18 protein-coding genes are annotated in these 17,781 nt (G+C 68.4%); 7 read left to right on the top strand and 11 right to left on the bottom strand.

What is annotated here, in order from left to right:
• Window positions 1-355: 355 nt before the first annotated feature.
• From CRM90_RS26895 to CRM90_RS26885, 3 genes are read left to right on the top strand one after another with little or no spacing between them, the layout of a single operon-like run.
• Window positions 356-838, top strand: coding sequence for an LAGLIDADG family homing endonuclease (locus tag CRM90_RS26895; protein WP_233209530.1), 483 nt, complete (start codon window positions 356-358; stop codon window positions 836-838).
• A 49-nt stretch (window positions 839-887) separates the two neighbouring features.
• A complete protein-coding gene (locus CRM90_RS26890; protein WP_102809937.1) occupies window positions 888-1,283 on the top strand; it encodes a hypothetical protein in 396 nt (131 codons plus the stop codon).
• Window positions 1,280-1,639 carry a DUF3817 domain-containing protein gene (locus tag CRM90_RS26885; protein WP_102809936.1) on the top strand — a complete coding sequence of 120 codons (360 nt, stop codon included), beginning with the start codon at window positions 1,280-1,282 and terminating at the stop codon, window positions 1,637-1,639. Before CRM90_RS26890 ends, CRM90_RS26885 begins: the two co-directional genes overlap by 4 nt.
• On the opposite strand, the gene CRM90_RS26880 is transcribed toward CRM90_RS26885, so the two are convergent.
• From CRM90_RS26880 to clpS, 9 genes are all read right to left on the bottom strand, one after another.
• Window positions 1,629-3,086: an MFS transporter gene (locus CRM90_RS26880; protein ID WP_102809935.1), complete on the bottom strand. Its 1,458-nt coding sequence runs from the start codon at window positions 3,084-3,086 to the stop codon at window positions 1,629-1,631. The two genes, CRM90_RS26885 and CRM90_RS26880, sit on opposite strands and share 11 nt — an antisense overlap.
• A gap of 48 nt (window positions 3,087-3,134) precedes the next feature.
• Window positions 3,135-3,746: an RdgB/HAM1 family non-canonical purine NTP pyrophosphatase gene (gene rdgB / locus CRM90_RS26875; RefSeq protein ID WP_102809943.1), complete on the bottom strand. Its 612-nt coding sequence runs from the start codon at window positions 3,744-3,746 to the stop codon at window positions 3,135-3,137.
• A 1-nt stretch (window position 3,747) separates the two neighbouring features.
• The gene (gene rph / locus CRM90_RS26870) at window positions 3,748-4,527 is read right to left on the bottom strand and encodes a ribonuclease PH (protein ID WP_102809934.1); all 780 of its coding nucleotides are present in this window, start codon (window positions 4,525-4,527) and stop codon (window positions 3,748-3,750) included.
• Between the two features lie 82 nt (window positions 4,528-4,609).
• Window positions 4,610-5,383, bottom strand: coding sequence for a cyclic nucleotide-degrading phosphodiesterase (locus CRM90_RS26865; protein ID WP_102809942.1), 774 nt, complete (start codon window positions 5,381-5,383; stop codon window positions 4,610-4,612).
• A gap of 57 nt (window positions 5,384-5,440) precedes the next feature.
• Entirely contained in the window at window positions 5,441-6,262 is an 822-nt protein-coding gene (murI, locus tag CRM90_RS26860) for a glutamate racemase (protein ID WP_102809933.1), read from the bottom strand.
• The gene (locus CRM90_RS26855; RefSeq protein WP_102809932.1) at window positions 6,259-6,927 is read right to left on the bottom strand and encodes a rhomboid family intramembrane serine protease; all 669 of its coding nucleotides are present in this window, start codon (window positions 6,925-6,927) and stop codon (window positions 6,259-6,261) included. The genes murI and CRM90_RS26855 overlap by 4 nt, the downstream gene beginning before the upstream one ends.
• Before the next feature lie 102 nt (window positions 6,928-7,029).
• Window positions 7,030-8,064 (bottom strand): P1 family peptidase, encoded by a 1,035-nt coding sequence (locus CRM90_RS26850; RefSeq protein WP_102809931.1) that lies wholly within the window; start codon window positions 8,062-8,064, stop codon window positions 7,030-7,032.
• Window positions 8,061-8,648, bottom strand: a complete 588-nt coding sequence (gene aosR, locus CRM90_RS26845; RefSeq protein WP_083121991.1) for an oxidative stress transcriptional regulator AosR — start codon at window positions 8,646-8,648, stop codon at window positions 8,061-8,063. The genes CRM90_RS26850 and aosR overlap by 4 nt, the downstream gene beginning before the upstream one ends.
• Window positions 8,649-8,652: 4 nt before the next feature.
• The gene (gene clpS / locus CRM90_RS26840; protein WP_102809930.1) at window positions 8,653-8,958 is read right to left on the bottom strand and encodes an ATP-dependent Clp protease adapter ClpS; all 306 of its coding nucleotides are present in this window, start codon (window positions 8,956-8,958) and stop codon (window positions 8,653-8,655) included.
• A gap of 24 nt (window positions 8,959-8,982) precedes the next feature.
• On the opposite strand from clpS, the gene CRM90_RS26835 reads away from it, so the two are divergent.
• From CRM90_RS26835 to CRM90_RS26820, 4 genes are read left to right on the top strand one after another with little or no spacing between them, the layout of a single operon-like run.
• On the top strand, window positions 8,983-10,320 hold the full coding sequence (locus CRM90_RS26835; RefSeq protein ID WP_286145668.1) for a nicotinate phosphoribosyltransferase: 1,338 nt from the start codon (window positions 8,983-8,985) through the stop codon (window positions 10,318-10,320).
• A 14-nt stretch (window positions 10,321-10,334) separates the two neighbouring features.
• Window positions 10,335-12,302, top strand: coding sequence for an ATP-dependent DNA helicase (locus tag CRM90_RS26830; RefSeq protein WP_199190072.1), 1,968 nt, complete (start codon window positions 10,335-10,337; stop codon window positions 12,300-12,302).
• 43 nt (window positions 12,303-12,345) lie between these two features.
• Window positions 12,346-13,788 carry a neutral zinc metallopeptidase gene (locus tag CRM90_RS26825; RefSeq protein WP_102809940.1) on the top strand — a complete coding sequence of 481 codons (1,443 nt, stop codon included), beginning with the start codon at window positions 12,346-12,348 and terminating at the stop codon, window positions 13,786-13,788.
• A gap of 26 nt (window positions 13,789-13,814) precedes the next feature.
• Window positions 13,815-14,177: a DUF3887 domain-containing protein gene (locus tag CRM90_RS26820; RefSeq protein WP_102809928.1), complete on the top strand. Its 363-nt coding sequence runs from the start codon at window positions 13,815-13,817 to the stop codon at window positions 14,175-14,177.
• A gap of 66 nt (window positions 14,178-14,243) precedes the next feature.
• On the opposite strand, the gene CRM90_RS26815 is transcribed toward CRM90_RS26820, so the two are convergent.
• Together CRM90_RS26815 and CRM90_RS26810 are read right to left on the bottom strand one after the other, a co-directional pair.
• The gene (locus CRM90_RS26815; protein ID WP_233209528.1) at window positions 14,244-14,966 is read right to left on the bottom strand and encodes an MspA family porin; all 723 of its coding nucleotides are present in this window, start codon (window positions 14,964-14,966) and stop codon (window positions 14,244-14,246) included.
• 118 nt (window positions 14,967-15,084) lie between these two features.
• On the bottom strand, window positions 15,085-17,667 hold the full coding sequence (locus tag CRM90_RS26810) for a glycosyltransferase family 1 protein (protein ID WP_102809926.1): 2,583 nt from the start codon (window positions 17,665-17,667) through the stop codon (window positions 15,085-15,087).
• Between the last annotated feature and the right edge of the window lie 114 nt (window positions 17,668-17,781).

The following is a 17,781-nucleotide window of genomic DNA, read 5'->3' as shown; positions in this document are numbered from 1 at the left end:
TGTCCCGGTCGGACGTTCGGCCCGCCCGCGGACCCACACCAAGGCTAAATGTCGGTGGGGGGCGTTAGCGTCGACTCGACGCAGAGAGGCCGACACCATCCGTTCCGACGAAGAGTTTGCGAACGTACAGCGACTGATAGCCGCTGGCCTGAACGACTGCGACATCGCTCGCCGAACGGGTGTACCGCGGCCCACCGTCAAGGACTAGCGCCGCCGGCCCCCAGCGACGATGCGCCGTCCTGTTCCAGGCGCGCCGTGCGGCGTTGTCCATGACTTCACCGAACTCCCAGTGAGTGCCTACTGTTATCTACTCGGCCTCTACCTCGGGGATGGCTGCATATCGAAAGACCGGCGCGTGTGGCGGCTCCGGATCGCATTGGACAAGAAGTACCCCGGCATCATCGATAACTGTTGCGCGGCAATCGACACAGTGATGCCGGGTCAGCACGCCTCGATCGCCACATATCCCCAGGGGTGCGTATCGGTCTCCCTTTACTCCAAACACTGGCCGTGCCTTTTTCCACAGCACGGTCCGGGTAGAAAGCACACCAGGCCGATCCGCCTCGAGCCTTGGCAGCAAGATCTTGTCGAGCGCGCGCCCAAAGACTTCGTCCGCGGTCTGATCCACAGCGACGGCTGCCGTGTCGTCGCCAACGATCGCGGCGTCAAGAGCATTCGGTATCACTTCACCAATCACTCAGAGGACATCCTCGGCCTATTCACCAGCGCCCTCGACCACCTCGGAATTCCATGGACACGGTCGACCAAGTACGTCGTCTCGATCTATCGGAAGGCGGCAACCGCCCGCCTCGACGAATTCATCGGCCCGAAGTGCTGAGCGCCACTCACCGGTGAACCCATAACCGCTGGCAGGGTACCGTCGTGGTGTGTCCACGACCCGCCGCCGCAGGTTCGCGTTGATCCTTTTGGTGATCATCGCCGCGTGCGGCTGCCTGGCCCTGGGCTGGTGGCAGTGGAGCAGATTCGAGTCGACGTCGGGCACCTTCCAGAACCTTGGTTACGCCCTGCAGTGGCCGATGTTCGCCGGATTCTGCGTGTACGCCTACCGCAAGTTCATCCGCTACGAAGAAGACGGCGTGCCCGAGCCGCCGACGGACGCCGACTCCGTCACCGAGATCCCCGCCGGACTGCTGCCCGCGCGGCCCACGGCCGGCACCGCGGCCGATGAGGCCGACCCCGCAATGCGCGAATACAACGCCTATCTGGCCGAACTGGCCGCGGCCGACAAGGCCCACGACGATCAGAACAGGACCACCGCATGACCGCACCCGAGTCGCCCGAAGCCCACACCCCGACGGGCGTCCCGAACGAGACGATCCGCAAAGCCCTTCTCAGGTACCGCGTCCTGGCCTGGACGACCGGCATCTGGCTGATCGCGCTGTGCTACGAGATCGTGCTGCGCTACGTCGTCAAGGTCGACAACCCGCCCACCTGGATCGGCGTGGTGCACGGCTGGGTGTACTTCATCTATCTGCTTTTCACCGCGAACCTCGCGGTGAAGGTGCGCTGGCCGATCGCCAAGACCATCGGTGTGCTGTTGGCCGGCACCATCCCGCTGCTGGGCATCATCGTCGAGCAGGTGCAGACCCGGGAGCTGAAGACCCGCTTCAACCTTTGATCAGCGGGTCGTCAGACAGCTCGATGTCGTCCGCCGACCACTCGGCGACGACGATCTCCGCCCGAGTCGGGATCGTCACTGCGACAACAGCCGCGAGCGCGGCGACACCCGCAGCGATCAACAGCGCCGTTCGCAGACCGTGCAGCGACGGGACGACGTGCCCGGCATAGGTGATCGTCATCGTCGCGAGCACGACACCGATCACGGCGCTGGACACCGAGGTGCCCAACGACCGGGCGAGCGCGTTGATCCCGTTGGCGGCGGCCGTCTCGGACACCGGCACCGCGGCATTGATGAGCGCGGGCAGCGACGAATACGCGAACCCGACACCGAAGCTCACGGCAATGTTGACCACCATCACCGCCGCAGGGCTGCCGAGTAGCCACAGCGCACCCAGGTAGGCGGCCGCGATGATCGCCGAACCGCAGACCAACGTGAACTTGGGACCGCGGCGGCCCGCGGTACGTGCGGCAAGCGGGGCCGCGAACATCATCGCCAGCCCGCCGGGGGCCATCCACAGACCGGCCTGCAGCATCGACTGCCCCAGGCCGAATCCGGTTCCCGTCGGCAGCTCGAGCACCTGCGGACCGACCAGCGACAGCGCGAACATCGCGAAGCACACCAGGACCGCGGCGACGTTGGTGGTCAGGACCGGCCGCCGCAGCGTGGTGCGCAGATCCACGATCGGGGACGCGGTCCGGAACTGCCAGCGGGCGAAGATCGCGAACACCGCGACCGAGAGCACGAACAGCGACAGCGTCGTCGAACTCGTCCAGCCCCACGTCGAACCTTTGGAGATCGGCAGAAGCAGGGTCACCAACCCCACCGCCAGCAGCAGGGTGCCGAGCGGGTCGAACCGGTCGGCCGAGCTGGCCGGCACGTTGGGCACCAGGAATGCGAACAGCAGCATCGCCAGGATGCCGAGAACGCCTGCGCCCCAGAACAATGTGTGCCAGTCCGCCTTTTGCGCGATCACCGCCGACAGCGGAAGGCCCATCGCGCCGCCGACACCCAGTGACGAACTGATCAGCCCCATCGCCGGGCCGACCCGCTCGGCGGGCAGCGCCGAGCGCAGCACGCTGATGGCCAGCGGAATGATCGGCAAGGCCAGCCCTTGCAGCCCACGCCCGATGATGAACGGCACCAGAGAGCTGGTGACCGCGGCCAGCAGCGAGCCGACGGCCATCGCACCCGCGCAGATCATCAACATCGGCTTGGGGCCGTGCATATCGCCGAGGCGGCCGAACACCGGCGTCGCCACCGCCGCGGTCAGCAAGGTGACGGTGATCGTCCACGACGCGTTGGACGGGTTGGTGTGCAACAGCATTGGGAGCTCGGGAATGAGCGGGATCATCAGGGTCTGCGTCAGCGACACGCTGATGCCGGCCGCCGCCAGGACGGCGATCAGAACACCGGGGTGCGCCGCCCGGACCGAGTGACGACCCACCCGAGCATCATGACACAGGTTAGATGCGCTAGGAAAATCTCGTTCCACTCACCTGAGCAGCGCACTCAGTGCCGGGGTCAGCAACGAAAGCGCGCGGCCGCGATGCGACGCCGCGTCCTTCTCCGCCGGGCTGAGCTCGGCAGCGCTGCGGCTCTCCCCCTCAGGGATGAACAGCGGGTCGTAACCGAAACCGCCCGCACCGCGCGGCTCCCGGGCGATCGCCCCGTTCCACTCGCCGCGCACCACCGCACTGTCGGCGTCGCCGGGTCCGTACACGAGCGCGCACGCCGACACGAACGCCGCCGAACGCCGCTCATCGGGCACATCACGCAGCTGCGCCAGGAGCAACGCGTTGTTCGCGGCGTCCTCGCCGTGCGTTCCAGCCCATCGCGCCGAGAGCACCCCCGGCATCCCGTTGAGGGCGGCCACCGTCAGCCCCGAGTCGTCGGCGACGGTGGGCAACCCGGTCGCCGTGTAGCCGTCCCGGGCCTTCGCCAGCGCATTCTCCTCGAAGGTGGCGCCGGTTTCGGGCGCCTCGTCGAAGGGCGGCACATCGTCGAGCGAGACCAGGGTCAGCCCGGCCAGCCCGGCGGCGTCGAGGACGCGGCGCAGTTCGGCCAGCTTCTTGGCGTTGCGGCTGGCGACGAGTACGCGGTTCAGCTCAGCTCCCGAACGCCTTCTTCGACGGCGCCCCGTCGGGCAGCACACCGGGATACGGCAGTGCCAAGGCTTCACGCTGCACGGCGAACAAGGTTTCGCAGGCACCGAGGGCGGCATCGAGCATCTTGTCGAGCGTCGAGCGCGGGAACGTCGCACCTTCGCCGGTCCCCTGGACCTCGACCAGTGTTCCGGTGTCGGTGGCGACGATGTTCATGTCGACCTCGGCGCGCGAGTCCTCCTCGTAGGGAAGGTCGACGCGAACGCGGCCGTCGACCACCCCGACGCTGACCGCCGCGATGGCACACGACAGCGGGCGCGGGTCGGACAGTTTGCCTGCCGCCGCCAGGTACGTGACGGCATCGGAGAGCGCAACGTAGGCGCCGGTGATCGCGGCGGTGCGGGTTCCGCCGTCGGCCTGCAAGACGTCGCAGTCGATGGCGATGGTGTTCTCGCCGAGCGCGGCCAGATCGATACACGCCCGCAGCGAGCGCCCAACCAGGCGGCTGATCTCCTGGGTGCGTCCGCCCACGCGGCCCTTCACCGATTCGCGATCGGACCGGGTGTGCGTAGCGCCGGGCAACATCGCGTACTCGGCGGTCAGCCAGCCCAGTCCGGAGCCCTTGCGCCAGCGCGGCACCCCGTCGGTGACGCTCGCCGTGCACATGACCCGGGTTTCGCCGAAGGCGACAAGCACCGAGCCGGCCGGATGGGAGGTGAAGCCACGGGTGATCGTGACCGGGCGCAGCTCGTCGTCAAGCCTGCCGTCTTGTCGTCGGGACACGTGGGAAACACTAGCCGAGCGACGATGCGGCGAGGCACGAGCCGAGGAGGAGTTCGGGCAATCAGACCCGGGCCCGAGGGCGTCAGTGCCGACGGACGTCGATGGCCTCCCCGCACACCACGGCGTGTACCGGACCGTCGAACTCCGCCTTGGCCTCGGAGATCACGTCCTCCCGCGACGTCCAGGGCGGGATGTGGGTGAGCAACAGTTCGCCGACGCCGGCACGCTTGGCCATCCGGCCGGCTTCGGTGCCGGACAGATGGAGATGGGGCGGCCGCTCCGGTGCGTGCGTCCACGATGCCTCGCACAGGAAAACGTCCGCACCCCTTGCCAATTCGACCAGTGACTCGCACACGCCGGTGTCGCCGCTGTAGACCAGGGTGGCGCCGGACGGGTCGGTGATGCGCATACCGAACGACTCGGTCGGATGGGTCACCAGCCGCGGCAGCACGGTCAGGGCACCGAATTGCACGGGCTGGTTGTCCTGCCAGTGGCGGATGTCGAAGATGTCGGAGAAGTCGTCGAGCTCGCCCCCGAGCGGCGACGACGCCGCCGCCAGCCGAGTCCAGGTATCGCTGGGGCCGTACATGATGCCGCGGCCCTGAGCCGGACTCGGGTGGTAGCGACGCCACACGAACAGGCCGGGCAGATCCAGGCAGTGGTCGGCGTGCAGGTGCGACAGCAGAACGTGCACCTCGTTGGGATCGGCGTAGCGCTGCAGCGCGCCGAGCACACCGCCACCGAAATCGAGGACGAGAGGCGGTGTATCCGGTGCCGTCAGCAGGTAGCCGGACGCCGGCGAATCAGGCCCGACAACACTGCCGGAGCAACCGAGAACGGTGATTCGCACAGCCACCAGCTTGCCATGCCCGGTTGCCACACGAGGAAAACATGACGGGTTTGTCAGAGAGAATCACGTTGCCGCCGAGACGTGACGGTGCACAGGATGGACGCCGGTGATCGCCGGACCCAGGAAGCGCGCCGCCAAAGCGGTGAACGCCTCGGGATCACCCGTCGCCTCGAACAGCCGGGTCGCCGCCGGTGCCTCGTGCGGGCGCAGCAGATCGCGCTCGGTCAGAACCTTCAGCAAGTCTTTGGCCGTCTCCTCGGCACTGGACACCAGCGTGACCGAATCCCCCATCGCCAGCTGGATCAGCCCGGACAGCAACGGGTAGTGCGTGCAGCCCAACACCAAGGTGTCGACCTGTGCACGCTGGAGCGGCTCCAGATACCCCTCGGCCAGATTGAGCACCTGGCGGCCGCTGGTGACGCCGCGCTCGACGAAGTCGACGAACCGCGGGCATGCCACCGCCGCGACGTCGACGTCGCGCGCCGCCGCGAACGCGTCCTGGTAGGCCCCGGACGCGATCGTCGCCTGGGTGCCGATGACCCCGATGCGTCCCGTGCGCGTGGTGGCCACCGCGCGCCGCACGGCGGGCAGAATCACCTCGACGACGGGCACGTCGTAGCGTTCGCGCGCATCGCGCAGGCAGGCCGACGACGCGGTGTTGCAGGCGATGACGAGGGCTTTGACCCCGCGCTCGACGAGGTCGTCGCCGATCGCCAATGCGTGCGCCCGAACCTCGGGAATGGTCAGCGGACCGTAGGGTCCGTTGCCGGTGTCGCCGACATAGATGATGTCCTCGTCGGGCAGCTGGTCGATGATCGAGCGGGCGACGGTCAGCCCACCCACGCCGGAATCGAAGATGCCGACCGGCGCGAAGCGGTCGCTCATGACGTCAGGCCGGGAAATTGGCCGGCGCTCTTGCGTTCCCGCGCTTTGCGTTCCGGACCGGACAGCCAGTAGGCGGCCAGCACGCCGGCGATCGCCCCGCACAGGTGGCCCTGCCAGGACACCCCGCCGCAGGTGGTCAATTCGGGCATGGCCCCCCACAGCACGCCGCCGTAGACGAACAGCACCACGATCCCGGTGACGATCCACCAGGGGTGCCTGGTGAAGAAGCCGAAAACCAACAGGAAGGTCAGCCAGCCGAAGATCAGCCCGGAGGCGCCGATGTGGTTGGTCTCAAGCCCGCAGCCGACGTTTCCGATCAGCCAGGTGCCGAATCCGCCGACGATCCAGATGATCGCGGTGGCCCAGACGAACCGGGCCATGCCGGTCAGTGTCACCAGGAAGCCGAGCACCAGGGCCGGCACGGTGTTTGCGGCCAGGTGCTGCCAGTTGGCGTGCAGCAGCGGCGAGAACACGATGCCCCACAGGCCGTCGGTTTCCAGTGGCCGGATGCCGTTGCGGTCCAGCGAGTGCCCCGAGAGCTGGTCGACGATCTCGATCACGTAGAGCAGCGCGACGAACGACAGGATGGTGGCGCCGCCGACCTTCCACGCCGGTGGCTTCTTGGGTTGCGGCGGAGTCGCCGGATAACCCAACGGCTGGTTCATCTGTGCCTCATACCTCTTCTACGCCCGGAGCCGGCCTTGCCAGCCCCTCCTCGGCTTCGTCCAGGCTACCGGTGGAGCACCTCGGCGGGGGGCGAGCTCAGGTCAGGCACCGGCGCCGAACGCCCCCGGAACCACGTCCCGGTAGGTCGGAACCCCGGCGGCCGACTGAGCTGCCAGCACCGCGACCAGTACGGCCCGCGCCAGACAATCCGCCCCGGCCGCGCCGAGCGCCGCGAGCGCCTTGGTCTCCGGCACCATCGCCACCGGCGTATCGGGATCGGGCTGCAGCTCGACGGCGCCGGTGGCCAGCGCGAACACGGTGTCACCGTCCAGCGGGGTGTGTGCGGGACGGATGGTGTGGGCCAGGCCGTCCTGGGCCGCGACCGCGAACCGTCGGCACCCGGCCGGCGACAGCGCGGCGTCGGTGGCGACGACCGCGATGGTGGTGTTGAGCGGGCTGGACTCCTTGTCGAGCGCGGTGAGTGCGGCGATCTGGTCGGCGGGCGGCGCGGCCAGCCCGAATTCCGCGACGAGGTGGCTCATCCACGGCAGGCCGGTGGCCGGGTCAACGACGTTGCCCGCACTGTTGACGACGACGATCGCCCCGACCGTCACCCCGGATTCGAGGGTGATTGATGCGGTGCCGACGCCACCCTTGAGCACGGCGGCACGGGCACCGACACCGGCTCCGACGGTCCCCACCGCCACCTCCGCACCGGCTGAGCTCGCCGCCGCATAGCCGAACTCGGCAGTGGGCCTGCACGCCCAGCCGCCGACCGGCAGATCGAAGATCACCGCGGCCGGAACGATCGGGACGACGCCGCCGTCCATCGCCACCCCGCGGCCCTGCTCCTCCAGCCAGGTCATCACACCGTCGGCGGCGGCCAGGCCGTAGGCACTGCCGCCGGTCAGCACGACGGCGTCGACGTGGCGGACGCTGTTGGCCGGGTCGAGCAGGTCGGTCTCGCGGCTGCCGGGCGCGCCGCCGCGTACGTCGACGGCGCCGACCGTGCCGGGTGGCGCAACGATCACGGTGGTGCCGCAGGCCCAGCCGGAGCCGAGGCTCGCATCGTCGTCCAGGCGGTGGTGGTGACCGACCAGGATGCCTGCGACGTCGGTGATCGACCCGGTCTTCATCGGATTGGCTTGCCCATCAGGCCGAGCACCAGATACTCCTGCAACACCGTCAGCCACTGATAGACGTCGAGGTGACCCGCCAGCGGATGGTCAGTCGGCAGCCGGTCGGGGCCCTCCGGGCCGATCTCGAGCATCGCGCCCAGCGCCAGCCGGACGTCGTTCACCGCGGAGACCCAGGCGTTGGCGTCGTCTTCGGTGATCTCGAACCTGCCCCCGCCATCCGGAAGGGTGTCCAAAAGACGTTGCGCCGCAGACCTTTTGGCATCGATGATGTCCGGCTCGTGCAGACTGCGCAGCGCACCGTTGAGGCTCTCGGCGGCCGCGGAGCCAGCCGGATGATCCCGCTGAGGCTTGAAGAAGTCGGGCAGCAAGCGTCGCATCGTCGTGTCGTCGGGCGCCTGCGGGTTGCCGGCCCGGATTCCGGTGATCTGCTCCAACGGATCCGACGGCGTCGCGGCCTCCCGCTCGTCGAGCATGCCCTGCACCGAGGCGACCATGTTCTTCAGCAGCGCAGCCTCATGCGGGGCCAGCGCCGAGCGGAACCGTGGACCCTCAGCGGTGTCGACCCGCTTCCATTTGCGCACGCGGTCAGCGGTCCTGCTGCATGGTCGCCCACAAACCGGCGGCATGCAGTTTGGACACGTCGACCTCCATGGATTCGCGGCTCCCGGCGGAGACCACCGCCTTGCCCTCGTGGTGAACCTGCAGCATGAGCTTGGTGGCATGCGGTTCGCTGTAGCCGAACAGCTTCTGGAAGACGTAGGTCACGTAGTTCATCAGATTCACCGGGTCATCCCACACGATCGTGACCCACGGGGTGTCGACAGCAGCGACGGATTCAGTGCGTTGCTGTCCGCTGGCGTCCGGGCGGGTCGGAGCTGCTTGCGAACCCATGGGACCAAGGATAGCGAGCCGCCTATCCGGCTATCCAGCCCGCCGGGGGGCCGATACGGTTGCGCTGTGACCGCCGCCCTGCTGACGGACAAGTACGAGTTGACGATGCTCGCCGCCGCGCTGCGTGACGGGTCCGCCGAGCGCCGGACCACCTTCGAGGTGTTTGCCCGCCGGCTGCCCGACGGCCGCCGGTACGGCGTGGTCGCGGGCACCGGGCGGTTCCTGGAAGCGTTGGGCGAGTTCATCTTCGACGACGCCGCCCTGGCTCCCCTACGGTCCTTCCTCGACCGCGCGACGCTGGACTATCTGCGTGACTTCCGGTTCACCGGTGATGTCGACGGCTACGCCGAGGGTGAGCTGTACTTCCCCGGCTCCCCGGTTCTCTCGGTCACCGGCACCTTCGCCGAGTGCGTGTTGCTGGAGACGCTGGCGCTGTCGATCTTCAACCATGACACCGCGATCGCCTCGGCGGCCGCGCGGATGGTCAGCGCGGCGGCCGGCCGGCCGCTGATCGAGATGGGCTCGCGCCGCACCCACGAGCAGGCGGCGGTGGCGGCGGCCCGCGCGGCCTATATCGCCGGCTTTGCCGGCACGTCCAACCTCGAAGCCAACCGTCGCTACGGCATCCCGGCGATGGGCACCAGCGCGCATGCGTTCACGATGCTGCACACCACCGCGGCGGGACCAGACGAACAGGCGGCTTTCCGTGCGCAGGTCGACGCACTGGGCGTCGGGACGACCCTGCTGGTCGACACCTACGACGTGACGGCGGGCGTTGCCAACGCGGTCGAGGTCGCCGGAACCGGCCTCGGCGCGGTGCGCATCGACTCCGGCGACCTCGGGGTTTTGGCCCGGCGGGTGCGCGGCCAGCTCGACGACCTGGGCGCCACCGGCACCGAGATCGTGGTGTCGGGTGACCTCGACGAATTCTCGATCGCTGCGCTGCGCGCCGACCCGGTCAACACCTACGGTGTCGGAACCTCGGTGGCCACCGGCTCGGGTGCCCCGACCGCGAGCATGGTCTACAAGCTCGTCGAGGTCGACGGCATTCCCGTTCAGAAACGCAGCAGCCGCAAGGAGTCTCACGGCGGACGCAAGGCGGCACTGCGGCTGTCCCGGCCGACGGGCACGATCACCGAGGAGGTCATCTACCCGGTGACGGCCGCACCCGAGGTGACCGAGCCGGCGCGGGTGCTGACCGTGCCGCTGGTGCGCGCCGGGCAGCCGCTGGCGCCGGCCGATCTGTCCGCCGCGCGTGAGCTGGTGGTGCGCGGGCTGCGCAGCCTGCCCTGGGAAGGCCTGGCCCTGTCGCAGGGCGAGCCGGCGATCCCGACCCGACAGGTGCCGGTGCGGTCACGGTGAGCGACGACAGCGACGTGCCGCCGGTCACCGAGTTACTGGCGCTGGCGGTGTCCGCGCTGGGCGGTGCCGAGCGTCCCGGCCAGGTGCAGATGGCCGAGGCGGTCGCGAACGCTTTTGCCGAGGGCGAGCATCTGGCTGTGCAGGCCGGCACCGGAACCGGCAAGTCGCTGGCCTACCTGATCCCGTCCATCGCCCGCGCGGTGTCGGAGGGGTCGCCGGTTGTGGTGTCTACCGCGACGATCGCGCTGCAACGCCAGCTCGTTGACCGCGATCTGCCCAGGCTGGTCGACGCGCTGGCACCCGCACTGCCTCGGCGGCCCAAGTTCGCGCTGCTGAAAGGCCGGCGAAATTATCTGTGCCTGAACAAGATTCACAACGGAAGCGCAGACGAGCCCGGTGACGCTTCGCAGGAGGAACTGTTCGAGCCCGTAGCGGCGAGCGCGCTGGGCCGTGACGTCGCGCGGTTGACGGCGTGGGCGTCGTCCACCGAGACCGGCGATCGTGACGAGCTGACGCCGGGTGTGCCCGACCGGTCCTGGTCGCAGGTCAGCGTCTCGGCCCGGGAATGCCTCGGCATGGCGCGCTGCCCGTACGGCACCGACTGCTTCTCCGAACGGGCGCGCGGCGAGGCTGGCCGCGCCGAGGTCATCGTCACCAACCATGCGCTGCTGGCGATCGACGCGATCGCCGACGCCGCGGTGCTGCCCGAACACGAGTATCTGGTGGTCGACGAGGCCCACGAACTGGTGGACCGGGTGACGTCGGTGGCGACCGGTGAACTGACCCCCGCCCCGCTGGGGGTGGCCGTCCGGCGGATCTCCCGCCTGGTCAGCCCGGCGCTGGTTCAGCGGATGGAGGCGGCGGTGGCGACGTTCTCCTCGGCGATCCACGACGCGCAGCCGGGCCGGCTCGATTACCTCGACGAGGAGCTGGCCACCTACCTGACGGCATTGCGGGACGCGGCCACCGCCGCCCGCGGGGACATCGATCCGGCACCCAAAGACCCCAAGGCCGCCGCGGCCCGCAACGAGGCGATCGCGGCGCTGACCGAGATCGGCGACGCCGCGTCACGCGTGCTCGACTCCTTCGTCCCGGCCATCCCGGACCGCACGGAGGTGGTGTGGCTGGATCAGGACGAGATTCGCGGAAACCGACGGCCTGTGTTGCGGGTGGCGCCGCTGTCGGTCGCCGGATTGCTGCGCACCCGACTGTTCGACAGCGCGACAACGATTTTGACCTCAGCGACCCTGACCGTCGGCGGTTCGTTCGACGCGATGGCGGGCGCCTGGGGGCTCGGCGGCGGGCCGAAGTGGACCGGATTGGACGTCGGCTCCCCGTTCGAGCACGCCAAGTCCGGGATCCTCTACGTCGCCGCGCATCTCCCGCCCCCGGGCCGGGATTCCGCAGGCTCCCCCGAACAGGTCGACGAGATCGCCGGGCTCATCGAGGCCGCCGGCGGACGCACCCTGGGGCTGTTCTCGTCGATGCGCGCCGCCAAGGCGGCGACCGAGGCCCTTCGTGCCCGGATCGACACCCCGATCCTCTGCCAGGGGGACGACAACACCGCGGCGCTGGTCGAAAAGTTCGCCGCCGACCCCGAAACCTCGCTGTTCGGCACGCTGTCGCTGTGGCAGGGCGTCGACGTGCCAGGGCCGTCACTGTCGCTGGTGCTCATCGACCGGATTCCGTTCCCCCGCCCCGACGATCCGCTGCTGACGGCACGCCAGCGAGCCGTCGCCGCGCGCGGCGGCAACGGATTCATGACGGTCGCCGCCGCCCATGCCGCCCTGCTCCTTGCTCAGGGAGCGGGCCGGTTGCTGCGTCGCGCCGACGACCGGGGCGTCGTCGCGGTGCTGGACTCCCGGATGGCGACCGCTCGCTACGGCGGTTACCTGCGCGCGTCGTTGCCGCCATTTTGGCCGACCACCGATCCCGAGCGCGTCAAGCAGGCACTTCAGCGTCTCCGCGACGGGGCCTCCTGAATTGGGATCGGTAGAGCCCTGGCGCGGCACTAAAGTGACCGTCATGCAGCGCCGATTCCTCGCACGCCTGCTCGCCGTCGCGAGCGTCGCGGTGGTGCTCGCCGGCTGCGGCACGACGATTTCCGGAAAGGCCGTGTCGGTCTTCGACGATCCGTTCAAGGTCGGCGGCCTGCAGGCGGTGGACGGCGCCAGCGGCTTGCGCTCGGATCCGGAGAAGCCGACGCGAAGGGTCTCGAACAGTGACGGTGGCGAGGACGACGAGATCGGCGCCCAGTCGGTCAGCGATCTCGAGGAGTTCTGGAAGGACAACTACACGGGCTCCTTCGACGGGGAATTCCGACCCGTCAAGGACCTGATCTCCTGGGACTCCAACGAATACGACGGTGAATTCTGCGGCGACACCACGTCCGACCTGATCAACGCCGGCTTCTGCGAAGACGACAACACCATCGGCTGGGATCGCGGCGTGCTGCTGCCCGCACTGCGACAAGCCAACGGCGACATGGCGATCACGATGGTGCTGGCTCACGAATACGGGCATGCGATTCAGAGAATGGCCAAGCTCAACAAAAAGGGCACCCCCACGCTCGTGGCCGAGCAGCAGGCCGACTGCCTTGCAGGCGTCTACATGCGGTGGGTGGCCGAAGGCAACTCGAAGCGGTTCACGCTGAGCACCGGTGACGGGCTGAACAACCTTCTGGCCGCGATGATCTCGTTCCGCGACCCGCTGCTGAGCCAGGACGACTACGCCGACAGCGGCGACGAGCACGGGTCGGCGTTCGAGCGGATCTCGGCGTTCCAGACCGGCTTCACCGACGGACCGTCGTCGTGTGCGGCCATCGACGCCCAGGAGATCGGCCAGCGCCGCGGAGACTTGCCGATCGAACTGCAGCGCGACCAGACCGGTGAGTGGCCGGTCACCGCGGACTCGGCCCGCTCGATCATCGAAGCGATGAACATCCTGTTCACGCCGAAAAACCCGCCCACCCTGAGCCTGGACGCCGCGTCGGCATCGAAATGCCCTGACGCCCGGCCCAGCCCGCCGGTATCGTACTGCCCGGCCGCCAACACCATCGCGGTCGACCTGCCGGGGCTGGAGAAGATGGGCGCCTCCAACGAAGGCCAGGACAACGTCCTGGTCACCGGCGACAACACCGCCTACTCCGTGCTGGTGTCGCGCTACATGCTGGCGCTACAGCACGAGCGCGGCGGACTGGTCCTCGACAACGCCGAAGCCGGCTTGCGTACCGCGTGCCTGACCGGCGTCGCGACCACCAAGCTGTCCAAAGAGGTCACCACCCCCGACGGCAACACCGTCGCGCTGACGGCCGGCGACATCGACGAGGCGGTGTCGGGTCTGCTGACCAACGGCCTGGCCGCCGGCGACGTCAACGGCGAGTCGGTGCCCGCCGGCTTCAATCGCATCGACGCGTTCCGCATCGGAGTGCTCGGCGATCAGGACCGCTGCATCAAGCGCTTCCCGTAAGCCTTCCCGACCGCCACACTGGAAGTATGGATCCGCTGCGGTTCGGCCTGAACACCCCTGCGCTGCCTGGAGCCACCGGGCTGGCCACAGCGGTCATCGATGACATGGTGCACGCCCGGTGGGGCGATGTCAGCGCCCGCTTCGACCCCACGATGCGCGAGGGGTTGGCCGACGACGAGCTGGCCGCGGGATGGGCCCACATCGTCCGGGAGGCCGGCGCTTACCGGGGTCGCGGAGATACCGACGCCGTGCGCACCGGTGACTTCACCACCACCAACACCCCGCTGGCGTTTGAAGCAGGCGAGTTCGTCGCGCGCATCGCGTTTCGCGACGACCAGACGATTGCCGGGCTGTTCATCCTCAATCCCGATGCGGCCCGCAGGATGTGAACCGGCGATTCAGAACTGAGGGCGACATTTCTCCCGGATTCTTCGCTCTGAGTTCTGGATCGACGTTCAGATCTTTTTGGTCACCCCGTACCAGGACAGGATCGCGTCACCTTCGTCGGTGGACTTGCTCAGCGTCGCGTAGGAGCGGATGAACGACTCCCCCACGCAGCCATCGATTTTCACGTGGAAGTTGCTGATCGACACCCACGGCCGGTCACCCTTGTACTGCTTCTTGGTCACCGGGACGATGTTGATGATGCCGGGCTTGAGGCCGACGGTGATCGCCCCGCCGATATTGCCGCCGACACCGGGCAGCAACCCCTCGGCCGCGTTGTTGGGGAAGTCCAGCCCGATGATTCCGATCGACGAGTTCACCCCGATCGTGCCGCCCAGGGCAACGCCGTTGGAGGTGCTCATGTCGATGCCACAACCGATCTGGTAGCCCACCTCGAACACACCCCTCGGGTTGTCGCCGGGTCCGTCGAGCGCACCATTGAATACACCGCTGACGGAGTACTCCCGTGAGGAGATGGCGGTCGTCAACGGTGCGATCGGCATCTGCACCTCGTCCTTGGCCGAGATCGTCAGCGTCCATCCATCCGGTGATGTCGTGATCGCCGGCGGCGTCGAGGCCACCTTCCCGTCATCGACCGGCGGGGCGGCCTGGTCGGCGGCGACGGGCTGACCCAGCTCGGGGCCTCCGGGATCGGGATCGGCCGATGCCGGCACCGGCGCGGCCAACAAAAAGGTGCCCACCAGCGCCATCAGCGCTGCGCGACGAACAAACACTGCCCCGAACACCTTCCCGGATGCCGATGGTCCGCCCCGATGCGGCACCCCTCTACATCCTGTTGGGAACCTACAGGTGGCTCCCCTGCCCTGCTAACCGGTTCGGCAACTGCCGGCGTTACGCCAGCGTGACGAGACCGAGCTCGTTGTCACCGGCCAGCAGCGGATGATGCGGTAGCACCCGGACGGTGTAGCCCACCGAACCGGCCACCGGCAACGGGGTCGTCGTCGAGAAGATGTCGGTGCCGCCGTCACCGGAACCCGAGTGCACCATGTCGACGGTGACGGGGTCCTGCAGGGCGTCGGCGGCGTCGACCCGGCCGAGCACCGCCTGTACGTCGACCTCATCGGGTTTCAGCCCGGCCAGCGCGACGGTCGCGGTGAGGGTCAGCTCCGACCCCAGCAGCGGGGTGTCGGGCAGCCCGGTGCTGTCGACATCGGTGACCTCGATGTGCGGCCAGGCCTCCCGGACACGCTGTCGGTAGGCCGACAAATCGCGTGCCGCCCCGAACGGCAGGCCGTCGATCGGCGCACTGGTGCGGCGGAACGACGCGGCGGCGGGCGCGTAGTACTTCTCGGTGTAGTCGCGCACCATGCGGGACGCCAGCACCTTGGGCCCGAGGCCCTGCAAGGTGTGTCGGACCATCTCCACCCAGCGGGTCGGCACACCCTTGTCGTCGCGGTCGTAGAACGTCGGCGTCACCGACTGCTCGAGCAGGTTGTAGAGCGCGGCCGACTCGATGTCGTCGCGGCGGTTCTCGTCGGCCAAGCCGTCGGCTGTCGGTATCTCCCAGCCGTTTTCGCCGTCGTACCACTCGTCCCACCAGCCGTCGCGGATGGACAGGTTGAGCCCGCCGTTCAGCGCGCTCTTCATCCCCGACGTGCCGCAGGCTTCCAGCGGACGCAGCGGGTTGTTCAGCCACACGTCGCAACCCCAGTACAACTGACGGGCCATCGACATGTCGTAGTCGGGTAGGAAAGCGATGCGGTGGCGCACTTCCGGCCGGTCGGCGAACCGCACGATCTGCTGGATCAGCGCCTTGCCCGCATCGTCGGCCGGGTGTGACTTGCCTGCGACGATCAGCTGCAGGGGCTTGTCCTTGTCGAGCAGCAGCGCCTCGAGGCGCTCCGGATCACGCAGCATCAGCGTCAGACGCTTATAGGTGGGCACCCGGCGGGCGAAGCCGATGGTCAGCACCTCAGGGTCGAAAGCCGTTGCAATCCAGCCGAGTTCGGCCTCGGATGCGCCGCGCTCCAGCCACGACCGGCGTAGCCGCTGGCGTACATCCTCGACCAGCAGCGCGCGCAGCTGCGAGCGGATCCACCAGATGTGACCGGTGTCGACCTGTTGCAGCCGCGCCCAGACGTTGGGTTCGCGCAGCGCCTCGGTGGAACCGGCGAGTTCCCGCCCGAGCTCCAACCACTGCGGGGCCGCCCAGGTGGGGCCGTGCACACCGTTGGTGATCGAGCCGATCGGCACCTCAGCCGGGTCGAAACCGGGCCACAGCTCGTCGAACATCGTGCGGCTGACCCGCCCGTGCAGCAGGGACACCCCGTTCGCGCGCTGGGCCAACCGCAGGCCCATGTGCGCCATGTTGAACTTCGACGGGTCGTCCTCGGCACCGAACGCCAAGACCCGTCCGACCGGAACCTCCGGCAGCAGGCCATCTTTCCCGTCATCGCCGAAATACATCTGCACCATGTCCACCGGGAAGCGGTCGATTCCCGCCGGCACCGGAGTGTGGGTGGTGAACACCGTGCTGGCCCGCACGAGCGTCAGCGCGGTATCGAAATCGAGCTTCTGCTCGGAGATGTATTCGCGGATCCGCTCGACCCCCAGGAAGCCCGCGTGGCCCTCGTTCATGTGGTACACGTCCGGGGCGGGCCGACCCTCGATGGCGGTGAACGCACGGATCGCCCGAATGCCGCCGATCCCGGCGAGCAACTCCTGCTTGATGCGGTGCTCCTGGTCGCCGCCGTAGAGCCGGTCGGTGACGTTGCGCAAATCGTGCTCGTTTTCGGGGATGTCAGAATCCAAGAGCAGCAGCGGGATCCGGCCGACCTGCGCCACCCACACCCGGGCGCGCAGCACCTTCGCGTCCGGCATCGCCAGCTCGACGAGCACCGGCGCGCCCGCGGCGTCGGTGAGCAGCCGAAGCGGGAGCCCCTGTGGATCCAGCGACGGATAGTTCTCGTGCTGCCAGCCGTCGGCAGTCAGCGACTGCCGGAAATACCCGGACCGGTAGTACAAGCCGACAGCGATCAGCGGCAGACCCAGATCCGACGCCGACTTCAAATGGTCGCCGGCGAGAATGCCCAGACCGCCCGAATAGTTCGGCAGCACTTCGGCGACACCGAACTCCATCGAGAAGTACGCGATGCCCGTCGGCATCGACGCGACGTCTTGCTCCTGGTACCACATCGGCCTGCTCAGGTAGTCGTCCAGATCCGCCGCAAGCTGATCCAGACCGGTGAGGAACTGCTCGTCCTCGGCCAGTTCGTCAAGCCGCGCCGGGGCGACCGCGCCCAGCAGCGCCACCGGATCCTGACCGGTCTGCAGCCACAGCCGCGGGTCTATCGAGGCGAAGAGATCTTGTGTCGGCTTGTCCCACGACCAACGCAGGTTGGTGGACAACCGGCCGAGGGCTGCGAGCCGCTCGGGCAAATGGGCACGGACCGTGAACCTGCGGAGGGCCTTCACGCGTTCCCACCTTACTGAGAACCCTGGTGCGGTTGGCGCGAGCGTGCGCTTCTTCCCCAGCCGGTCATTCTTCGCACTACGGTGTGAAGAGGGCGCGATGCGGTTACCCCGAGG

The sequence above is a fragment of the Mycobacterium sp. ENV421 genome, from assembly GCF_002887815.1.
GTDB lineage: Bacteria > Actinomycetota > Actinomycetes > Mycobacteriales > Mycobacteriaceae > Mycobacterium.
The sequence above is the reverse complement of the archived record's forward strand: the minus strand, read 5'-3'. Positions and strand labels throughout refer to the sequence as shown.